We start from the raw sequence: 18518 nt of genomic DNA, 5'->3' as shown, positions 1-18518 counted from the left end.
TGATTGGCGGGGGATTCGCATGTGCGACAAGCTGTCGCAGGCATAACTTTTTGCACATAAAAAAACGCCCAGTTCCGAAGAAACTGGGCGTTTTTCCGAAGCGCCGAATTAACGCTTGGAGTACTGCGGACGCTTACGCGCCTTGCGCAGACCGACTTTCTTACGCTCGACTTCACGAGCGTCGCGAGTCACGTAACCGGCTTTACGCAGCGGGCTGCGCAGGGTTTCGTCGTACTCGATCAGAGCGCGGGTGATACCGTGACGGATCGCACCAGCTTGACCACTGACACCACCACCAACAACGGTGACGTAGATGTCGAACTTCTCGACGGTCTCGGTCAGCTCCAGGGGCTGACGCACGACCATGCGAGCGGTTTCACGGCCAAAGAAGGTATCCAGGCTGCGGTTGTTGATGGAAATCTTGCCAGTGCCCGGACGCAGGAAGACGCGAGCGGTAGCGGTCTTGCGACGGCCAGTGCCGTAATTTTGAGTCGCCGACATAGTGAATCTATCCCGTTAAATCTTCAGTTCTTGGGGCTGCTGAGCGGTGTGCGGGTGAACGGAACCCTTGTACACCTTCAGCTTGCGATACATGTCGCGGCCCAGCGGATTCTTCGGCAGCATGCCTTTCACCGCGGTCTCGATCACGCGCTCGGGGGCCTTGGCGATCAGCTTCTCGAAGTTGATCTCCTTGATGCCGCCCGGGAAGCCGGAGTGCGAGTAGTACATCTTGTCGGTGGTTTTGGCACCGGTCACACGAACCTGCTCGGCGTTGATGACAACGATGTAGTCGCCGGTATCAACGTGAGGGGTGTATTCCGGCTTGTGCTTGCCACGCAGACGGCTGGCAATTTCGGTGGCCAGACGACCCAGGGTCTGACCTGCAGCGTCGACGACGTACCAGTCGCGCTTAACAGTTTCCGGTTTTGCAGTAAAAGTCTTCATTCGCTATAGCCTCAGGGGCCGCCCTGAAAATAAGACGGCGGATCTTACTGAATAGTGCGCGCCCTGGCAATACAGGGCAGCCGGAAACAGACGCTATCGGGGGCTCGGGTCAGCGCGTCCGCTACGGCAAGGTTCTTTCGGCAGGCTAGGCATCCCCGCCTTCCTTCGTCGCAGGCTAGGCATCCCCGCTAAGAAAGCCGGCGAATTATGCCGATTGCAGGAAAAAATTCAACCTGATTTCATGCAACCTTCAATCGAATCAAGGAGGCACCGATGGAATTTCGCCAACTCGGCCGTACCGACCTCAAGGTCAGCAGCCTTTGCCTGGGCACCATGACCTGGGGCGAGCAGAACACCGAGACCGAGGCCTTTGCCCAGATCGAGCGCGCCAAGGCCTATGGCATCAATTTCCTGGACACCGCCGAGATGTATCCGGTGCCGCCGCGTGCCGAGACCTACGGCGCGACCGAAACCATCATCGGAAACTGGTTCGCCAAGCACCGGGATCGCGCCGACTGGGTCCTGGCGAGCAAGGTCGCCGGCCCCGGCAATGGCATAAGTCATATTCGCGGCGGGAGCCTCAGGCATAACCGCGAACACATCACATCCGCCCTGGACGCCAGCCTGAAGCGCCTCAAGACCGACTGGATCGATCTCTACCAACTGCACTGGCCCGAGCGCAGTACCAACTTCTTCGGCCAACTGGGCTACCAGCACAAGGACGAGACGTTCACCCCGCTACAGGAAACCCTGGAAGTACTGGGCGAACTGGTGAAGGCTGGCAAGATCCGCCATGTCGGCCTGTCCAACGAAACCCCCTGGGGCACCATGAAGTTCCTGCAACTGGCCGAGCAACTGAGCCTGCCCCGCGCCGCCTCCATCCAGAATCCCTACAACCTGCTGAACCGTAGCTTTGAAGTCGGCCTCTCGGAAGTGGCCATTCGCGAGCAGTGCGGCCTGCTGGCCTATTCACCCATGGCTTTCGGGATGCTTTCCGGAAAATACGAAGGCGGAGCGCGCCCAACCAACGCGCGCATCACTCTGTTCAGCCGCTTCACCCGGTACACCAACCCGCAAGCCCAGGCAGCCTGCTCGCGCTATGTCGCCCTGGCCCGCGAACACGACCTTGACCCGGCGCAGATGGCACTGGCCTTCGTCACGGCACAGCCCTTCGTGACCAGCAACATCATCGGCGCCACCAGCCTGGCGCAACTGGACACGAACCTTCGCAGCAGCGAACTGACATTGAGCCAGGACGTCCTGGATGGCATCGCCGCCATCCACAGGGACCAGCCAAACCCGGCGCCCTGACCCCGAAAGGAGGCTGGGAAGCCCAGCCTCCTTTCCGTCAGACCAACGAGCGGGCGATGATTTCCTTCATGATCTCGTTGGTCCCGGCATAGATACGCTGGACGCGGGCATCCGCCCAGGCTCGGGCTATCGGGTACTCCCACATATAGCCATAGCCACCATGCAACTGGACGCATTCGTCCAGCACCTTGCACTGCAACTCGGTCCCCCAGTACTTGAGCATCGCCGCCGTGGGCACATCCAGCTTGCCGGCCAGATGCAACTCCAGGCAACGATCGACGAAGACCCGACCGACCTGAATCTCCGTAGCCATCTCGGCCAGCTTGAAGCGGGTATTCTGGAAGTCCGCAACGGCCTTGCCGAACGCCTTGCGCTCGCGGGTGTAGTCCAGGGTCCACTTCAGGGCCGCTTCCGCCGAGGCCAAGGCGCCGATTGCCACGGTGAGACGCTCCTGGGGCAACTCCTGCATCAGGTAGGCGAACCCCATTCCGGCCTGCCCCAGCAGATTCTCCCTGGGCACGCGCACATCCTGGAAGAAGAGCTCCGAGGTGTCCTGGGCCTTCATGCCCACCTTTTCCAGACGCTTGCCCTTGGAGAATCCCGGCGTACCAGCCTCTACCAGGAAGAGGCTGGTGCCCTTGGCGCCCGCCTTGGGATCGGTCTTGGCGACGACCACCACCAGGTCCGCGAGAAAACCGTTGGTGATGAACGTCTTGGATCCATTGATGACGTACTCATCGCCATCCAGTACCGCCGTGGTCTTCACACCCTGCAAGTCGGAGCCCGCGCCAGGCTCGGTCATCGCGATGGCACTGACCAGCTCACCACTCACCAGACGAGGCAGATACTTCAGCTTCAGCGCCTCGGAACCATAGTGAAGGAGGTAGGGCGCGACGATATCCGAATGTAGGGAGAACCCGATGCCGGTAAGCCCGAGGCGGCCGATTTCCTCGATCACCACGGCGCTGTAGAGGAAGTCCGCGCCCATACCGCCATAGGCTTCCGGAATGTGCGAGCACAGCATCCCGGCCTCCCCCGCCTTGTTCCACAGGGCACGGTCGATATGGCCGTCCTTCTCCCATTGCGGATGAAAGGGAACGGCCTCCTGCTCGAGGAACTTGCGCACGCTGTCGCGGAAGAGTTCGTGATCGGAGCTGAACAGGGTTCTCGGGATCATGGCTTCACCTTGGCTCGAAGTTGTTGTCAGGGGCCGAATAGCCACCGACTCTAGGCCACTCGCCTCGCGCTCCACACTGGACACTTAGGACAAAAAATAAGACGATCCCGCCACAGAATGACCGCTTTCCCCTAATAAGAACAATGCCATGAACCCTCCGCAGCCCACCAACCTCCGACAAGTCAGCATCCTGGCCATCGAAGGCGTCTTCGCCTCCACACTGATGCAGGCAAAGGACTTCTTCCACATGGCCGCCGTGCGCTACGGCAAGCTGCAAGGCAAAGGCCTCACCCCCGCGTTCGACATACGCCTGGTGAGCCCCGACGGCCAGCCGGTGGACAGCTTCAGCGACGTGCGTATCCCGGTAGACGGCCCGCTGGACGCTGCCGAGATCATCATACTCCCGGCCTTCTGGGGCGATTTCGACGCCCTCCTCGCCCGTTATCCACAAGTCTGCGACTGGCTGCGTATCCGTCACGCGGCCGGCAGCGCCATCTGCGGCGAAGCCACCGGCGTGTTCTGGATGGCCCAGGCCGGCCTGCTGGATGGAAAGGAAGCCACCACGTACTGGCGCTTTTTCCGTGAATTCAACGAGCGATTCCCAAAGGTATTGCTCAACCAGGACAAGCATCTGTCCGATGCGGACAACCTCTACTGCGCCGGTGGCGTGACCTCGGCCTGCGACCTCTATATCTACCTGATCGAGCGTTTCTGTGGTGCCGGCATCGCCCAGGCGGTCTCCCGCGACATCCTCTACGAGGTTCAGCGCAGCTACACGCCAGGACGCATCGGCTTTGGCGGTCAGAAGCTCCATCACGACATGACCATCCTGCAGATCCAGCAATGGCTGGAAGATCACTTCGCCGACAAGTTCCGCTTCGAGGATGTAGCCCGCGACCACGGCATGAGCATCCGCAACTTCATGCGACGCTTCCAGGCTGCGACCGGCGACAAGCCCCTGCACTACCTGCAGCGGCTACGCATCGAGACAGCGAAGGGGCTGCTGTCAGCCACCCGCAAGAGCATCAAGACCATCAGCTACGAAGTCGGCTATGACGACGCCAGCTTCTTCGCCCGCCTCTTTCGCCAGCACACCCAGCTGTCTCCGAACCAGTATCGCCGCCAGTACCAGCAGAAGGGCGAGTGATGCAGACGCGGACAACGGCCACGGGGAACCCTCTCCCTGAGTACGCAAAGGCGCTGGGGTACCCGCATGGCGACGACAAGGAAGAAAAGGCGCTGGCCATCAAGCCGATGACGCCAGGGAAATACTGGAAGTGTTGCCCGCTGGAACTTCGGGAGCAGGAATTGGCGAAACGCTGACAGGCATGCCGCAAGCCCCGGTGAACAGGGATTGCGGCTTGTCGCTCCGTTACGGCTTGTGCGGCCGCGAGAGGAACTCGTGGGACTGCATCTCCAGAAGGCGACTCAGGGTACGCTGGAACTCGAAGTTCAGGCGGCCTCCCGAATAGAGATCCTTGAGCTCCACCTCGGCGGAAATGATGAGTTTGACGTTCCGGTCATAGAACTCATCCACCAGGTTGATGAAGCGGCGCGCCATGTCGTCCTTGGCCACGCCCATCTGCTCGACGTTTGCCAGGATCACGGCATGGAAGATCTTGCCGAGCTCGATGTAGTCGTTCTGGCTTCGCGGGCCGTCGCAGAGCTCCCGGAATTCGAACCAGGCTACGTCCTCGCAGACCCGCACGGCGCGAATCTCGCGATTCTCCACCATCAGGACCTCACCTTCCTGGGCCAGGGTGCATTCCGGCAGCAGGCTCTTGAAGCTGCGGCTCAAGCTCTGTTCGGCCTCGGCATCGAGGGGCCAGTGGTAGAGCTCGGCCTGCTCCAGGGCGCGCAGGCGATAGTCCACACCACTGTCGACGTTGACGATCTCGGTGTGCTCCTTGAGCAGGGCGATGGCCGGAAGGAATCGAGCCCGCTGCAGGCCGTCCTTGTAGAGGCCGTCAGGCACGATGTTGGAGGTGGCCACCAGGCTGACGCCGTTCTTGAACAACTCCTCCAGCAGCGTGGCCAGGATCATCGCATCAGTGATGTCCGAGACGAAGAACTCGTCGAAGCAGATCACCCGAGCCTCGTCGGCGAAACGCTTGCCGATGATGGTCAGCGGATTCTTCTCGCCCTTGAGGGTCTTCATTTCCTCATGGACACGCTTCATGAAACGGTGGAAGTGGGTACGCATCTTCTGCTTGAACGGCAGGGCGTCGTAGAAGGTATCCACCAGGTAGGTCTTGCCACGACCGACACCGCCCCAGAAGTACAGGCCCTTGACCGGGCCCTGGCGCTTCTTGCCGAACAGGCTGCCCAGCAGACCGGGCTTGCCACGATCGTCGGCGATCAGGTCATCGTAGAGACGTTGCAGATGACGAACGGCATTTTCCTGCGCGGCATCGTGGAAGAATTCCGGCCGCTTGAGATCGGCCTGGTAGCGCTCGAGGGGGGTCATGATCGGTAGCAAGGCAACGAAAAACGGGGCAGGTACTTTAGAGCCTGCCCCGTCGATTGGCAATCGGCCGACGCTATCGGCCGACGCTCATCCCATCACTCCTGCGGCGCAAGCGCCTGGTAGAGACGGGCGATGCCGGCGTCGCGGGCCGCCGCATCGCCGAAGGTCGGGCTGACGGCGACTTCCTCATCGTCCAGCCAGACACCGAACGCATTGCCCTGCACCCGCAGATCCAGTTCAGCATCGGACTGCAGGCGCTTGCTCACCTGGCCGGCCGCCTTGCCGTCGGCGAAGGCTCGGGACAGGAGCAACTGCTCGCCACCCGCATCCAGCAGGCGGAAGCGGAAGCTGCCGTCTTCATCACGGAAGCTGACGAAACGCGCGCTCTTGGTCGCTTTCCTGGCCTTCGCCTCGCCTCCCGCCTGCACGTTGGCACGGAAGGAGCGCAGCCCTACGGCCTCGCGCAGCTCGCCGAGGAACGGCGTGGCAATCTTGCGGGCCTTCGCGGCACCCACCAGAAGGATGTCCTCCAGATCGGACGGGCGCTCGATCAGAGCGTGATAGCGCTCGCGGGCCTCGCCCAGCTCATTGTCGAGCAACTGGAACAGCCGCTGCTTGGCTTCGCCCCAGGCCAGGCCGCCAATGAGCTCGGCACGGAACTCCGCCAGCTGGGCGGGGGTAGCGAAGGCCTGGTAGAGGGTGAACAGGTGCGAGTTGTCGGGATCCTTCGACTCACCGGGTGCCCGGGAGTCGGTGACGATGCGGGCAATGGCATCCTTGAGCTGCTTGGCGCTGCCGAACAGCGGGATGGTGTTGTCGTAGCTCTTGGACATCTTGCGCCCATCGAGACCCGGCAGGGTCGCCACTTCTTCCTCGATCACCGCCTCGGGCAGGGTGAAGAAATCACGGCCGGCACCGAACAGGTGGTTGAAGCGCTGGCCGATGTCACGGGCCATTTCCACGTGCTGGATCTGGTCTCGCCCCACCGGCACCTTGTGGGCGTTGAACATCAGGATGTCAGCCGCCATCAGCACCGGGTAGCTGTAAAGGCCCATGGTGACACCGGCGTCGGGGTCCTCGCCGGCCTCGAGGTTCTTGTCCACCGAGGCCTTGTAAGCGTGAGCGCGGTTGAGCAGACCCTTGGCGCTGACGCAGGTGAGCAGCCAGGTCAGCTCGGGAATCTCGGGAATGTCGGACTGACGGTAGAAGGTCGCCTTGTCCGTATCCAGGCCACAGGCCAGCCAGGTGGCGGCAATCTCAAGGCGCGAACGCTGGATGCGAGCCGGGTCATCGCACTTGATCAGGGCGTGGTAATCCGCCAGGAAGTAGAAGGAGTCGACGTCGCCGGCACGGCTGGCGACGATGGCCGGGCGGATGGCACCGGCATAGTTGCCGAGGTGCGGTGTGCCGGTGGTGGTGATACCGGTAAGGATACGAGTGGTCATGATTTTCGCTTGTCGGACTTCGATCGGAATCAGAGACGCGGCAGGACCAGGTCCTTGAGGTCGGTCAACTTGCCGTGGAAGAAGTGCCCGCATTCTGCCACTTTCAGCAGCTCATGGGGGCGCGCGAGGCCAGCGGACCAGTCGTAGACCGCATCGGGCGGCACCACTTCGTCGGCCTCCGGCTGGATGACGGTCAGTTGGCCGACATCGGGCAGCGGATGGTCGGAGGTCAAGCGCATCACTGCAGGTGCCACCAGGAGCAGGCGCGGAACCTCGATCCCCTGGCGCTCCAACCGGCCGGCCAGGCTCGCCGCCACGAAACCGCCGAAGGAAAAGCCCAGCAGCACCAGGGGCCGCCCCGGCTGTCGTGCGCGAATCCAGTGGGCGGCCGCCTCGGCATCATCCACCTCGCCCGAGCCCATGTCATGGCTGCCGGCGCTGGCTCCAACACCGCGATAGTTGAAGCGCAGCGTGCTGTAGCCGGCGTCACGCGCGGCACGCTGCAAGGTGGAGACCACCTTGTTGAGCATGGTGCCGCCCTGCACCGGATTGGGATGGCAGATCAGCGCCAGGCCACGGGCCTCGGGCAGGTCAAGGTGAAGCGCCTCGATCTGGCCGCAGGGGCCATCGAGCAGGAGAGGGATTTCGCGGCTCAACAGGGGAAACTCCGTGACCCCGTGACGGGTCGACTCGTCTTGGATTAGCACAACCGGGTTTGCGTCGCGGTATACAGCGCAGATTCGAGCCGTTAACGTAAAGCAAAGCCGCTTATAGAGGAAGGACTCGTGGAACAGTCGCTCATCATCTGGTTGCTACCAGTCTTGACCCTGCTCGCCGGTATCGGCGTCGGTTTCCTGATCGCCCGGCTGGCGCCCAACGCAGCCCCGAGCCGGACTCAACGCCAACTGGATGACCTGCAGGAACGCTTCGATGCATACCAGAGTGAGGTGGTCACCCACTTCAACACCACCGCCAACCTGGTGAAGAAGCTCACCCAGAGCTATCAGGATGTGCAGGAACACCTGTCGGACGGCGCCAGCCGCCTGGCTCTCGACGAACTCACCCGCCAGCGACTTTTGGCAGCTCTGCACGCCGACGAAGCCGCCGGCCCCCGCGAGCGCCTGACACCGCCGAAAAGCAACGAAGCACCCAAGGACTACGCGCCAAAGGCGCCGGACGCCCCCGGTACCCTGGACGAGACGTTCGGCCTCAAGGGCAAGTACTGAGGCGCCATCCAGTCGGGCGACCGACTGGACGACAGCGCCAACAAAAAGCCCCGCGAAATCGCGGGGCTTTTTGTTGGTCGCTTAGATCGCGCCGCGACTGCGCAGCAGGTCGAGTACCTGCCTGACACCCTCTTCCACACCCACGGACTGGGTATCGATCACCAGGTCGGCATCCAGGGGGACATCGTAGGGGAAGGATTCCCCGGGAATATTGTCCTGACCAGCTGCATAGAGGCCTTGCGGATCACGCTCGCGGCAGACAATGGGCGAGGCCTGCACATACACGGTCACCAGGCGATCGGCGCCAATGAGGGCCTTGGCCTGTTCGCGGCCTTCCGCATCCGGCGCAACGAATGCCGCCAGGGTCAGCAGGCCCGCCTCGTTGAACTGACGCGCCACGTGAGCGGCACGGCGCCAGTTCTCGGTACGGCCGGCACGGTCCTGGGGCAGCCCCTTGTTCAGGTCGTGGCGGAGGTTCTGGCCATCCAGCACATAGACCGCACGGCCCATGTCGAACAGCTTGCGCTCCACGGCGTAGGCCAGGGTGCTCTTGCCGGCGCCGGACAGGCCGCTGAACAGCACGGTGGCGGGCTTCTGGCCGAAGCGGGATGCACGCTCCTCGGCGGAGACGTGCGCCTGGGCACCATGGTGGCCACTGACGTTACGACCCGCCTTCGGGTCGGAGATGATCATGCCGGCGCCAACGGTCCCGTTGGTGAGGCGATCGATGACGATGAAGGCCCCCGTGGTGCGGTTCTGCTCGTACCCGTCCAGGGCGATGGTGGCATCCAGGCTGACCTTGACCTTGGCGATCTCGTTCAGCTGCAGGCTGCTGGCTGCGGTCTCTTCCAGGGTGTTCACGTCCACCTTGTGGGCGATGCTGGGAATGGAACCCGGCACATAGCTGGTGGCCCGCTTGATGTCGTACTTCTTGCCCGGAAGCATGGGCTCCTCGCCCATCCAGACCAGCATGGCTTCGAAGCTGTCGGTCACCAGCGGCTGGTTGTCGGCATGCACCAGCATGTCGCCGCGGGACACGTCGATCTCGTCTTCCAGGGTCAGGGTGATCGCCTGGCCGGGACCTGCGTGCTCCAGCTCACCTTCGTAGGTGACGATGGACTTCACGCGACTGCCCTTGCCGGACGGCAGCGCAACGACCTCATCGCCCTTGCGCACGATGCCGCTGGCCAGGGTGCCGGCGAACCCACGGAAATTCAGGTTCGGCCGGTTGACGTACTGAACCGGGAAACGCATGTCGGCGACATTTCGGTCACCCGCGATTTCCACGGTTTCGAGGATTTCCATCAGCGACTGGCCGGCGTACCAGGGCGAGCGCTCGCTCTTGTTCACCACGTTGTCGCCCTTCAGCGCCGACATCGGTACGAAGTGGATCGAGGTGGGATTGAGCTTGATGCGCTCGGCGAACTGCAGGTAGTCGGCCTTGATCGCCTCGAAGACACCCTGGTCGAAGTCCTTCAGGTCCATCTTGTTGACGGCGACGACGATGTGCTTGATCCCCAACAGCGACGCGATGAAGCTGTGGCGGCGGGTCTGGGTCTGCACGCCGTAGCGGGCATCGACGAGGATGATGGCGAGGTCGCAGGTCGATGCGCCGGTGGCCATGTTGCGGGTGTACTGCTCATGGCCGGGGGTGTCGGCGATGATGAACTTGCGCTTCGCGGTGCTGAAGTAGCGGTAGGCCACGTCGATGGTGATGCCCTGTTCGCGCTCGGCCTGCAGGCCGTCCACCAGCAGCGCCAGGTCGACGTCCTCGCCGGTGGTGCCGACCTTCTTGGAATCGCGGGTGATGGCCTCGAGGTGGTCCTCGTAGATCATCTTGGAGTCGTGCAGCAGGCGCCCGATCAGGGTGCTCTTGCCGTCATCGACGTTGCCGCAGGTGAGGAAGCGCAGCAGTTCCTTGCGCTCATGCTGGGCCAGGTACGCGAGGATGTCCTGGCTGATCAGATCGGATTGGTGGCTCATGATGCGGAATCCTTAGAAGTAGCCCTGACGTTTCTTCTCTTCCATCGAACCGGCCTGGTCATGGTCGATGACGCGGCCCTGGCGTTCGGAGGTACGGGTCAGGAGCATTTCCTGGATGATTTCCGGCAAGGATTGGGCGGTGGATTCCACGGCACCGGTCAGCGGGTAGCAGCCGAGGGTACGGAAACGCACCATTTTCTTCTGGATGGACGCTTTCTGCTCATCGGACAGGTGCTCGAGGATGCGCTCGTCATCGATCATGATCAGCGCGCCATTCATCTCGATCACTTCGCGCTCGGCGGCGAAGTAAAGCGGGACGATCGGGATGCCTTCCAGGTAGATGTATTGCCAGATGTCCAACTCGGTCCAGTTGGAGAGCGGGAAGACGCGGATCGACTCGCCCTTCTTCACCTTGCCGTTGTAGACGTTCCACAACTCGGGCCGCTGGTTCTTCGGGTCCCAACGATGCTTGCTGTCGCGAAAGGAATAGACGCGCTCCTTGGCGCGGGACTTTTCCTCGTCGCGCCGGGCGCCACCGAAGGCGGCATCGAAGCCGTACTTGTCGAGCGCCTGCTTGAGGCCCTCGGTCTTCATGATGTCGGTGTGCTTCGCGCTGCCATGGGTGAAGGGGTTGATGCCCTGGGCGACGCCTTCCGGGTTCACGTGGGTGATCAGGTCGAGCCCCATTTCAGCGACCATCTTGTCGCGGAACTGGTACATCTCCTGGAACTTCCAACGGGTATCGACATGCATGACCGGGAACGGCAGCTTGCCAGGGAAGAACGCCTTGCGCGCCAGGTGCAGCATGACGGCAGAGTCTTTACCGATGGAGTAGAGCATCACCGGGTTGTCGAATTCGGCGGCCACTTCACGAATGATGTGGATGCTCTCCGCCTCCAGCTGTTTCAGGTGCGTCAGTTTATCGAGCATGGCTACTCACGAAGGTCTTTCTGATACGACGGCCGGCGGGCCGTGGGCGAGCGGCCACTCTAACACAGCCCCTCATTCTATTGAGGGGGCTTCTTAGAACGAAACCATCTAGGGATATACCCGCCGGATTGATGGCCCGGCGCGTGTCAAACGGGGTTTGGGCAATCGATGAACAGGTGCTCCAGGGCAAAGCGTCGAGCCAGGTAATCACCCAGCGCCTGGACGCCATAGCGCTCGGTGGCATGGTGTCCGGCAGCGATGAAACTGATGCCGTTCTCCCGTGCGCTGTGGAAGGTCTGCTCCGAGGCTTCGCCGGTCAGGTACAGGTCGACGCCGGCGGCAATGGCCGTGTCGATGTAACCCTGGCCGCCGCCGGTGCACCAGCCGATGCGACTGACCATCCGGTCTCCCTCCACCAGCAGGGGCTCGCGACCCAGCACCTCATGCACGCGACGGGCGAAGTCGCGGGCGCTCATGGGTTCGGCCAGGGACCCTACCAGCCCCACGGTACGCGGGTTGTCCGGCTCCAGCGGCCCCTCGACGATGATGTCGAGCTGGCGTGCGAGCTGGACGTTGTTGCCCACTTCAGGGTGAAGGTCCAACGGCAGGTGATAGGCCAACAGGCTGAGGTCGTTGGCCAGCAGGGTCTTCAGGCGTCGATGCTTCATGCCGACCACGCAAGGATTCTCGCCCTTCCAGAAGTAGCCATGGTGTACCAGCACCACGTCCGCATCCGCCGCCACGGCGGCCTCCAGCAAGGCCAGGCTGGCAGTCACGCCGGTGACGATCCGGCTGACCTGGGGACGCCCTTCCACCTGCAGGCCGTTCGGGCAGTAGTCCTGGATCCGCGCCGCGCCCAGATAGCGCTCCGCTTCATCGACAAGGGTGTTCAGGGCAATGGCCATCGCATTCCTCACAAGCTGTTGCGGACGACTCGTTTTTAACCGGCGCCCTCGTATAATGGCGCCACCTTAAGGGGCACCCCCGCCCCTCGCAACCCTCAGGACTCTCCCCTCGATGCTCAAGGCCCTGCGATTCCTCGGCTGGCCCCTGATTGTCGGCGTGCTCGTGGCACTGCTCATCATCCAGCGATACCCGGAATGGGTCGGCCTGCCCCGCCAGGAGGTGCACCTGCAGGAGGCGCCCAAATTCAGCCTCACCCGCAAGGGGCCGGACTCCTACGCCGACGCCGTGAACAGCGCATCCCCGGCGGTGGCCAACCTCTACACCACCAAGATGGTGAGCAAGCCCGCCCACCCCTTGTTCGAGGACCCGCAGTTCCGCCGTTTCTTCGGAGACAACCTGCCCCGCCAGCGCCGCATGGAGTCGAGCCTGGGGTCTGCCGTGATCATGAGCCCCGAGGGCTACCTGCTCACCAACAACCATGTGACCGCCGGAGCCGACCAGATAGTGGTCGCCCTGAAGGATGGCCGGGAAACCCTGGCACGCCTGGTGGGCGCCGACCCCGAAACCGACCTCGCGGTCCTGAAGATCGACCTCGAGAACCTGCCCTCCATCACCCTGGGCCGTTCGGACAACATTCGCATCGGCGATGTCGCCCTGGCGATTGGCAACCCGTTCGGCGTCGGCCAGACCGTGACCATGGGCATTATCAGCGCCACCGGCCGCAACCAGTTGGGCCTGAACACCTATGAGGATTTCATCCAGACCGACGCGGCGATCAACCCGGGCAACTCCGGCGGCGCGCTGGTGGATGCCAACGGCAACCTCATCGGCGTCAACACGGCCATCTTCTCCAAGTCGGGCGGCTCCCAGGGCATCGGGTTCGCCATTCCGGTGAAGCTGGCCCTGGAGGTAATGAAGGCGATCATCGAGCATGGTTCGGTGATCCGCGGCTGGCTCGGCATCGAAGTCCAGCCTCTGACTCCGGAACTGGCGGAATCCTTCGGCCTGGAAGGGCGTCCCGGCATCGTGGTGGCGGGCATCTACCGCGATAGCCCCGCCCAACGCGCCAACCTGCAGCCGGGGGACATCATCCTCAGCATCGATGGCGAGCCTGCAGGCGACGGCCGTCGCTCGATGAACCAGGTAGCCCGTACCCGCCCCGGCGAAAAGGTCAGCATCCTGGTGATGCGCAATGGCCAGGAGTTGGTGCTGAGTGCGGAGGTCGGCCTGCGCCCGCCCCCCACCAATAACGGTGGAAGCTGACCCCCGCTGACAAAAAAGCCGAGGCAACTGCCTCGGCTTTTTTATGGCGCGGCGGTTCAGAGCCGATCGAGCGCGCTCAGCAACGCCTGGTTCTGATCCGGCGTGCCGATGGTGATGCGCAGGAACTGAGCGATACGCTGCTGCTTGAAATGGCGCACGATCACGCCACGCTCCCGCAGCCCCGCCGCGATCTCCGCGGCATCCCGCTGCGGGTGGCGAGCGAACACGAAATTCGCCGCCGATGGCAGCACATCGAAACCACGGGCCTCCATCGCAGCCACCAGCGCCTCACGGCTCTCGATCACCTTGCGGCAGGTGTCCTCGAAGTGGGACCGATCCTCGAAGGCCGCCGCCGCACCGGCGATCGCCATGCGGTCCAGCGGATAGGAGTTGAAGCTGTTCTTGATGCGCTCCAGCGCCTCGATCAGGTCAGGATGGCCCACGGCCAGGCCTACCCGCAGGCCGGCCAGCGAGCGGGACTTGGACAGCGTCTGGGTCACCAGCAGGTTCGGGTAGCGGTCCACCAGGGCGATGGCGGTCTCGCCACCGAAGTCGATATAGGCCTCGTCCACCAGCACCACGGAGTCCGGATTGGCCTGGAGCAGGCGCTCGATGGCCTCCAGAGCCAGCAGGCATCCCGTGGGAGCGTTGGGGTTGGGGAAAATGATGCCGCCGTTGGGACGCGCATAATCCTCTACCCGAATCTGGAACTGCTCATCCAGCGGCAGCGCCTCGAAGGGAATACCGTAGAGGCCGCAATACACCGGGTAGAAACTGTAGGTCACATCCGGGAACAGCAATGGGCGGCCGTGCTGGAACAGGCCGTGGAAGGCATGTGCCAGCACTTCGTCGGAACCGTTGCCGACGAATACCTGATCGGTCCGAACACCGTAGAACTCAGCCACCGCCTGTTTCAGTCGATCGCTGTTGGGATCGGGGTACAGCCGCAGGTTGTCATTCACCTCCGCCTGCATCGCGGCGATGGCCTTCGGCGAGGGGCCGTAGGGGTTCTCGTTGGTATTCAGCTTCACCAGGTTGGCGATCTTCGGCTGCTCCCCGGGCACGTAGGGCACCAGGTCCTTGACGAAGGGGCTCCAGAACTTGCTCATCGTCACTCTCCCTTGATCCGGTACTCGGCGCTGCGGGCGTGGGCGGTCAGCGACTCGCCTCGCGCCAGGACCGACGCGGTCCGCCCCAGCTCGGAGGCGCCATCGGCCGAGCAGAAGATGATGGAGGAGCGCTTCTGGAAGTCATACACGCCGAGCGGCGAGGAAAAGCGCGCCGTACCGGAAGTCGGCAGGACGTGGTTGGGGCCGGCGCAATAGTCACCCAGAGCCTCGGCGGTGTAGCGGCCCATGAAGATGGCGCCGGCGTGGCGGATATGCGGGAGCCAGGCTTGCGGATCGGCGACGGACAGCTCCAGGTGCTCGGGCGCGATGCGGTTGGCGACCTGGCAGGCCTGGGCCTGATCCGCCACCAGGATCAGCGCGCCGCGATTCTGCAGGGAAGTGCGGATGATCTCGGCACGCTCCATGGTGGGCAGCAGCTTCTCGATGCTGGCGGCCACCCGATCAAGGAAGCCTGCATCGGGGCTGACCAGGATGGACTGGGCGTCCTCGTCGTGCTCGGCCTGGGAAAACAGGTCCATGGCGATCCAGTCCGGATCGGTGCCGCCATCGCAGACCACGAGGATTTCCGACGGACCGGCGATCATGTCGATCCCCACCTGGCCGAACACATGGCGCTTGGCGGTGGCCACATAGATGTTGCCGGGGCCGACGATCTTGTCCACCTGGAGCACGCTCTCGGTGCCGTAGGCCAGGGCGGCCACGGCCTGGGCGCCGCCAATGGTGAAGACGCGGTCCACGCCGGCGACGCAGGCCGCCGCCAGGACGATCTCGTTGATCTCGCCACGAGGCGTCGGTACCACCATCACGACCTCCTGGACGCCGGCCACCTTGGCGGGAATGGCGTTCATCAGCACCGAGGAGGGGTAGGAAGCCTTGCCGCCGGGCACATAGAGGCCAGCGCGATCCAACGGGGTCACCTGCTGACCCAGAACGGTGCCGTCGGCCTCGGTGTAGGTCCAGGATTCCTGTTTCTGCTTCTCGTGGTAGCTGCGCACACGGGTGGCGGCGGTTTCCAGGGCCTGGCGCTGCTCGTCGGAAATACGCGTCAAGGCCAGCTCCAGACGCTCACGCGGCAGGATCAGGTCGGCCATGGAGGAAGCCGCGACACCGTCGAAACGCTGGGTGAACTCCACAACGGCGGCGTCGCCGCGTTCGCGGACGGCCTGGATGATGTCGAGGACCCGCTGGTTCACCGCGTCATCCGACACGCTTTCCCAGCTCAGCAGATGATCCAGGTGTCGCGCGAAATCCGGATCAGCGGCATTGAGTCGGCGGATGGCGATTGGAGCGGTCATAGCGGGCCTCGTTATTGGCAATTGCTCGGGCGCCGCTAGAGTAGCAAGCCCACCGTGCGGGCACCCGAGAATAGTGGCTATGACACGGATAGGCACGTGCGGCGCAGGGCCGCACTCAAGCGTCAGCTTGGGTGTCGCGACTCGACGGCGCTGCGCAGCACTTCGATCAGCGCCTGGATGCGCGCGTGCTGCATCTTCATCGATGCCTTGTTGACGATCAGTCGGGAGCTGATGGTAGCGATCAGTTCCTGGGGTTCCAGGCCGTTGGCGCGGAGGGTGTTGCCGGTGTCGACCACGTCGATGATCTTGTCGGCCAGGCCCACCAGGGGAGCCAGCTCCATGGAGCCATACAGCTTGATCACATCTACCTGGCGGCCCTGTTCGGCATAGTATCGCTTGGCCACATTGACGAACTTGGTCGCCACCCGCAGACGCCCCTTGGGCTCGGGTGCACCGACGGCACCCGCGGTCATCAGCTTGCAGCAGGCGATCCTGAGGTCCAGAGGCTCATAAAGGCCCTGGCCGCCGTACTCCATCAGCACGTCCTTGCCGGCGACTCCCAGGTCGGCTGCGCCGTGCTCCACGTAGGTCGGCACGTCGGTCGCACGCACGATGAGCAGGCGCACATCCTCCTGGGTGGTAGGGATGATCAGCTTGCGGCTCTTGTCCGGATTCTCGGTGGGCACGATGCCGGCTTCGGCGAGCAGTGGCAGGGTATCGTCGAGAATGCGGCCCTTGGACAACGCGATGGTGAGCATGAAACTGGTTTTCCTTGGCTAAGGCCCCGGCGGGGCCTGATGCGCGGCCGCTGCGGACCGATCCGAGAGGACCGGCCCACGGCAGGACCTAACCCGGCACGCGGCGGATCTTGGCGCCGAGCAGTTGCAGTTTTTCCTCGATGCATTCGTAACCACGGTCAATGTGGTAGATGCGATCGATCAGGGTATCGCCCTCGGCCACCAGGCCGGCGATCACCAGGCTCGCCGAAGCGCGCAGGTCGGTGGCCATGACCGGTGCGCCCTTGAGCTTCGGCACGCCGGTGACGATGGCGGTATTGCCCTCGACAAGGATCTGGGCGCCCATGCGATTCATTTCGTAGACGTGCATGAAGCGGTTCTCGAACACCGTTTCGATGACCGCGCCAGTGCCCTCGGCCACGGCGTTCATCGAGATGAACTGGGCCTGCATGTCCGTGGGGAACGCCGGGTACGGCGCGGTGCGCACGTTCACGGCCTTCGGACGATTGCCCTTCATGTCCAGCTCGATCCAGTTGTTGCCGGCGTTGATGTGGGCGCCAGCTTCTTCCAGCTTCTGCAGCACGGCTTCGAGGATGGTCGGGTCGGTGTCCTTGAGCTTGACGCGACCGCCGGTGGCGGCGGCGGCAACCAGGTAGGTGCCGGTCTCGATACGGTCGGGCATCACGTTGTAGCGCGCACCGCCGAGGCGCTTCACACCATCGATGATGATGGTGTCGGTACCGGCACCCTGGATCTGGGCGCCCATGGCGATCAGACAGTTGGCCAGGTCCACCACTTCCGGTTCGCGGGCGGCGTTCTGCAGCACGGAGCGGCCATTGGCCAGTGCAGCGGCCATCATGATGTTCTCGGTACCGGTCACGCTGACGGTATCGAAGAAGAAATTGGCACCGCGCAGGCCTCCGGCCGGGGCACGAGCCTTGATGTAACCGCCCTCCACGTCGATCTGCGCGCCCATGGCTTCCAGACCGCGGATATGCAGGTCGACCGGGCGGGAGCCGATGGCGCAGCCACCGGGCAATGCCACCTCCGCCTGGCCGAAGCGGGCCACCATGGGACCAAGCACCAGGATCGAGGCGCGCATGGTCTTCACCAGCTCATAGGGTGCGACCAGGGTCTTGATGCTGCTGGCGTCGACTTCAACCGCGAGCTTCTCGTCGATCACCGGCTGGACCCCCATGCGACCGAAGAGCTCGATCATGGTGGTGATGTCGTGCAGGTGCGGCAGGTTGGCCACGGTGACCGGCGTATCGGCCAGCAAGGTGGCGGCAAGGATCGGCAGCGCGGAGTTCTTGGCGCCGGAAATGCGGATTTCGCCATCGAGGCGTTGACCGCCAGTAATGATCAGTTTGTCCATAGTTCTCTCGGGCGACCGGGTTCAGGAACGCTCGGCCCAGGCGGCCCGGCTGAAGAATTTCATGGTTACGGCGTGGATGCTGCCATCGGCGATCCAGGGATTCAGATGGGCATAGACCTGCTGCTGACGCTTCACCGGGCTCAGGCCGGCCAACTCGTCACTGATCAGGTTCAACTGGAAGTTGCAGCCTTCCCCTTCGACTTCCACCTGGGTTCCTGGCAGCTTCGCCTCCAGGAGGTTTTTCACTTCTACGGCCTGCATGCTCAACCTCAATCGGCGCCCAACGCGCGCGGGTCGGCCATGATACAAAAAAGCCCTCCGCCTGCGA

18 protein-coding genes are annotated in these 18518 nt (G+C 63.3%); 4 read left to right on the top strand and 14 right to left on the bottom strand.

The features are described from left to right. Positions 1–108: 108 nt before the first annotated feature. The gene (gene rpsI, locus KF707C_RS04965; protein WP_003448478.1) at positions 109–501 is read right to left on the bottom strand and encodes a 30S ribosomal protein S9; all 393 of its coding nucleotides are present in this window, start codon (positions 499–501) and stop codon (positions 109–111) included. 15 nt (positions 502–516) lie between these two features. After that, on the bottom strand, positions 517–945 hold the full coding sequence (gene rplM / locus KF707C_RS04960; RefSeq protein ID WP_003448479.1) for a 50S ribosomal protein L13: 429 nt from the start codon (positions 943–945) through the stop codon (positions 517–519). A gap of 273 nt (positions 946–1218) precedes the next feature. Between rplM and KF707C_RS04955 the strand changes: the two genes are divergently transcribed. Then, positions 1219–2256 carry an NADP(H)-dependent aldo-keto reductase gene (locus tag KF707C_RS04955; protein ID WP_003448480.1) on the top strand — a complete coding sequence of 346 codons (1038 nt, stop codon included), beginning with the start codon at positions 1219–1221 and terminating at the stop codon, positions 2254–2256. 37 nt (positions 2257–2293) lie between these two features. Here KF707C_RS04955 and KF707C_RS04950 read toward each other — a convergent pair whose 3' ends face one another. Further along, on the bottom strand, positions 2294–3433 hold the full coding sequence (locus tag KF707C_RS04950) for an acyl-CoA dehydrogenase family protein (RefSeq protein ID WP_003448481.1): 1140 nt from the start codon (positions 3431–3433) through the stop codon (positions 2294–2296). 148 nt (positions 3434–3581) lie between these two features. On the opposite strand from KF707C_RS04950, the gene KF707C_RS04945 reads away from it, so the two are divergent. Beyond that, positions 3582–4580: a GlxA family transcriptional regulator gene (locus KF707C_RS04945; protein ID WP_003448483.1), complete on the top strand. Its 999-nt coding sequence runs from the start codon at positions 3582–3584 to the stop codon at positions 4578–4580. Between the two features lie 225 nt (positions 4581–4805). Here the strand turns inward: KF707C_RS04945 and zapE are convergent, their stop codons facing one another. From zapE to KF707C_RS04930, 3 genes are all read right to left on the bottom strand, one after another. Beyond that, a complete protein-coding gene (gene zapE, locus KF707C_RS04940; protein ID WP_003448484.1) occupies positions 4806–5900 on the bottom strand; it encodes a cell division protein ZapE in 1095 nt (364 codons plus the stop codon). A gap of 95 nt (positions 5901–5995) precedes the next feature. Continuing rightward, entirely contained in the window at positions 5996–7345 is a 1350-nt protein-coding gene (locus KF707C_RS04935; protein WP_003448485.1) for a tryptophan--tRNA ligase, read from the bottom strand. Between the two features lie 29 nt (positions 7346–7374). After that, positions 7375–8004 (bottom strand): alpha/beta hydrolase, encoded by a 630-nt coding sequence (locus tag KF707C_RS04930; RefSeq protein WP_036991007.1) that lies wholly within the window; start codon positions 8002–8004, stop codon positions 7375–7377. A gap of 126 nt (positions 8005–8130) precedes the next feature. Between KF707C_RS04930 and KF707C_RS04925 the strand changes: the two genes are divergently transcribed. Beyond that, positions 8131–8571 (top strand): YhcB family protein, encoded by a 441-nt coding sequence (locus tag KF707C_RS04925; RefSeq protein WP_003448487.1) that lies wholly within the window; start codon positions 8131–8133, stop codon positions 8569–8571. Between the two features lie 81 nt (positions 8572–8652). Here the strand turns inward: KF707C_RS04925 and cysN are convergent, their stop codons facing one another. The 3 genes from cysN to KF707C_RS04910 all read right to left on the bottom strand — a co-directional run bounded on the left by cysN (position 8653) and on the right by KF707C_RS04910 (position 12389). Next, positions 8653–10554: a sulfate adenylyltransferase subunit CysN gene (cysN, locus tag KF707C_RS04920; protein WP_003448488.1), complete on the bottom strand. Its 1902-nt coding sequence runs from the start codon at positions 10552–10554 to the stop codon at positions 8653–8655. Between the two features lie 12 nt (positions 10555–10566). Next, positions 10567–11484 carry a sulfate adenylyltransferase subunit CysD gene (gene cysD / locus KF707C_RS04915; protein WP_003448489.1) on the bottom strand — a complete coding sequence of 306 codons (918 nt, stop codon included), beginning with the start codon at positions 11482–11484 and terminating at the stop codon, positions 10567–10569. A 146-nt stretch (positions 11485–11630) separates the two neighbouring features. Then, complete coding sequence (locus KF707C_RS04910) at positions 11631–12389, bottom strand: Nif3-like dinuclear metal center hexameric protein (protein WP_003448490.1); 759 nt, start codon at positions 12387–12389, stop codon at positions 11631–11633. Between the two features lie 112 nt (positions 12390–12501). Here KF707C_RS04910 and algW point away from each other — a divergent pair, with 112 nt between their 5' ends. Beyond that, on the top strand, positions 12502–13653 hold the full coding sequence (algW, locus tag KF707C_RS04905) for a Do family serine endopeptidase AlgW (protein WP_003448491.1): 1152 nt from the start codon (positions 12502–12504) through the stop codon (positions 13651–13653). A gap of 56 nt (positions 13654–13709) precedes the next feature. Here algW and hisC read toward each other — a convergent pair whose 3' ends face one another. The 5 genes from hisC to KF707C_RS04880 all read right to left on the bottom strand — a co-directional run bounded on the left by hisC (position 13710) and on the right by KF707C_RS04880 (position 18451). Beyond that, a complete protein-coding gene (gene hisC, locus KF707C_RS04900) occupies positions 13710–14762 on the bottom strand; it encodes a histidinol-phosphate transaminase (RefSeq protein WP_003448493.1) in 1053 nt (350 codons plus the stop codon). A gap of 2 nt (positions 14763–14764) precedes the next feature. Continuing rightward, on the bottom strand, positions 14765–16078 hold the full coding sequence (gene hisD, locus KF707C_RS04895; protein WP_003448495.1) for a histidinol dehydrogenase: 1314 nt from the start codon (positions 16076–16078) through the stop codon (positions 14765–14767). Between the two features lie 122 nt (positions 16079–16200). Next, on the bottom strand, positions 16201–16836 hold the full coding sequence (gene hisG / locus KF707C_RS04890) for an ATP phosphoribosyltransferase (protein ID WP_003448497.1): 636 nt from the start codon (positions 16834–16836) through the stop codon (positions 16201–16203). Positions 16837–16924: 88 nt separating this feature from the next. Then, positions 16925–18190 carry a UDP-N-acetylglucosamine 1-carboxyvinyltransferase gene (gene murA, locus KF707C_RS04885; protein WP_003448498.1) on the bottom strand — a complete coding sequence of 422 codons (1266 nt, stop codon included), beginning with the start codon at positions 18188–18190 and terminating at the stop codon, positions 16925–16927. 21 nt (positions 18191–18211) lie between these two features. Further along, on the bottom strand, positions 18212–18451 hold the full coding sequence (locus tag KF707C_RS04880; protein WP_003448499.1) for a BolA family protein: 240 nt from the start codon (positions 18449–18451) through the stop codon (positions 18212–18214). Between the last annotated feature and the right edge of the window lie 67 nt (positions 18452–18518).

The sequence above is a fragment of the Pseudomonas furukawaii genome (genome assembly GCF_002355475.1).
Classification (GTDB): domain Bacteria; phylum Pseudomonadota; class Gammaproteobacteria; order Pseudomonadales; family Pseudomonadaceae; genus Metapseudomonas; species Metapseudomonas furukawaii.
The sequence above is the reverse complement of the archived record's forward strand: the minus strand, read 5'-3'. Positions and strand labels throughout refer to the sequence as shown.

Excerpts from the sequence above, each read along its gene's own strand:
- hisG (WP_003448497.1), bottom strand. The coding sequence starts at position 16,836 with ATGCTCACCATCGCGTTGTCCAAGGGCCGCATTCTCGACGATACCCTG.
- KF707C_RS04955 (WP_003448480.1), top strand. The coding sequence starts at position 1,219 with ATGGAATTTCGCCAACTCGGCCGTACCGACCTCAAGGTCAGCAGCCTT.
- KF707C_RS04945 (WP_003448483.1), top strand. The coding sequence starts at position 3,582 with ATGAACCCTCCGCAGCCCACCAACCTCCGACAAGTCAGCATCCTGGCC.
- hisC (WP_003448493.1), bottom strand. The coding sequence starts at position 14,762 with ATGAGCAAGTTCTGGAGCCCCTTCGTCAAGGACCTGGTGCCCTACGTG.
- KF707C_RS04950 (WP_003448481.1), bottom strand. The coding sequence starts at position 3,433 with ATGATCCCGAGAACCCTGTTCAGCTCCGATCACGAACTCTTCCGCGAC.
- KF707C_RS04935 (WP_003448485.1), bottom strand. The coding sequence starts at position 7,345 with ATGACCACTCGTATCCTTACCGGTATCACCACCACCGGCACACCGCAC.
- hisD (WP_003448495.1), bottom strand. The coding sequence starts at position 16,078 with ATGACCGCTCCAATCGCCATCCGCCGACTCAATGCCGCTGATCCGGAT.
- KF707C_RS04880 (WP_003448499.1), bottom strand. The coding sequence starts at position 18,451 with ATGCAGGCCGTAGAAGTGAAAAACCTCCTGGAGGCGAAGCTGCCAGGA.
- rpsI (WP_003448478.1), bottom strand. The coding sequence starts at position 501 with ATGTCGGCGACTCAAAATTACGGCACTGGCCGTCGCAAGACCGCTACC.
- algW (WP_003448491.1), top strand. The coding sequence starts at position 12,502 with ATGCTCAAGGCCCTGCGATTCCTCGGCTGGCCCCTGATTGTCGGCGTG.
- cysD (WP_003448489.1), bottom strand. The coding sequence starts at position 11,484 with ATGCTCGATAAACTGACGCACCTGAAACAGCTGGAGGCGGAGAGCATC.
- murA (WP_003448498.1), bottom strand. The coding sequence starts at position 18,190 with ATGGACAAACTGATCATTACTGGCGGTCAACGCCTCGATGGCGAAATC.
- cysN (WP_003448488.1), bottom strand. The coding sequence starts at position 10,554 with ATGAGCCACCAATCCGATCTGATCAGCCAGGACATCCTCGCGTACCTG.
- rplM (WP_003448479.1), bottom strand. The coding sequence starts at position 945 with ATGAAGACTTTTACTGCAAAACCGGAAACTGTTAAGCGCGACTGGTAC.
- zapE (WP_003448484.1), bottom strand. The coding sequence starts at position 5,900 with ATGACCCCCCTCGAGCGCTACCAGGCCGATCTCAAGCGGCCGGAATTC.
- KF707C_RS04910 (WP_003448490.1), bottom strand. The coding sequence starts at position 12,389 with ATGGCCATTGCCCTGAACACCCTTGTCGATGAAGCGGAGCGCTATCTG.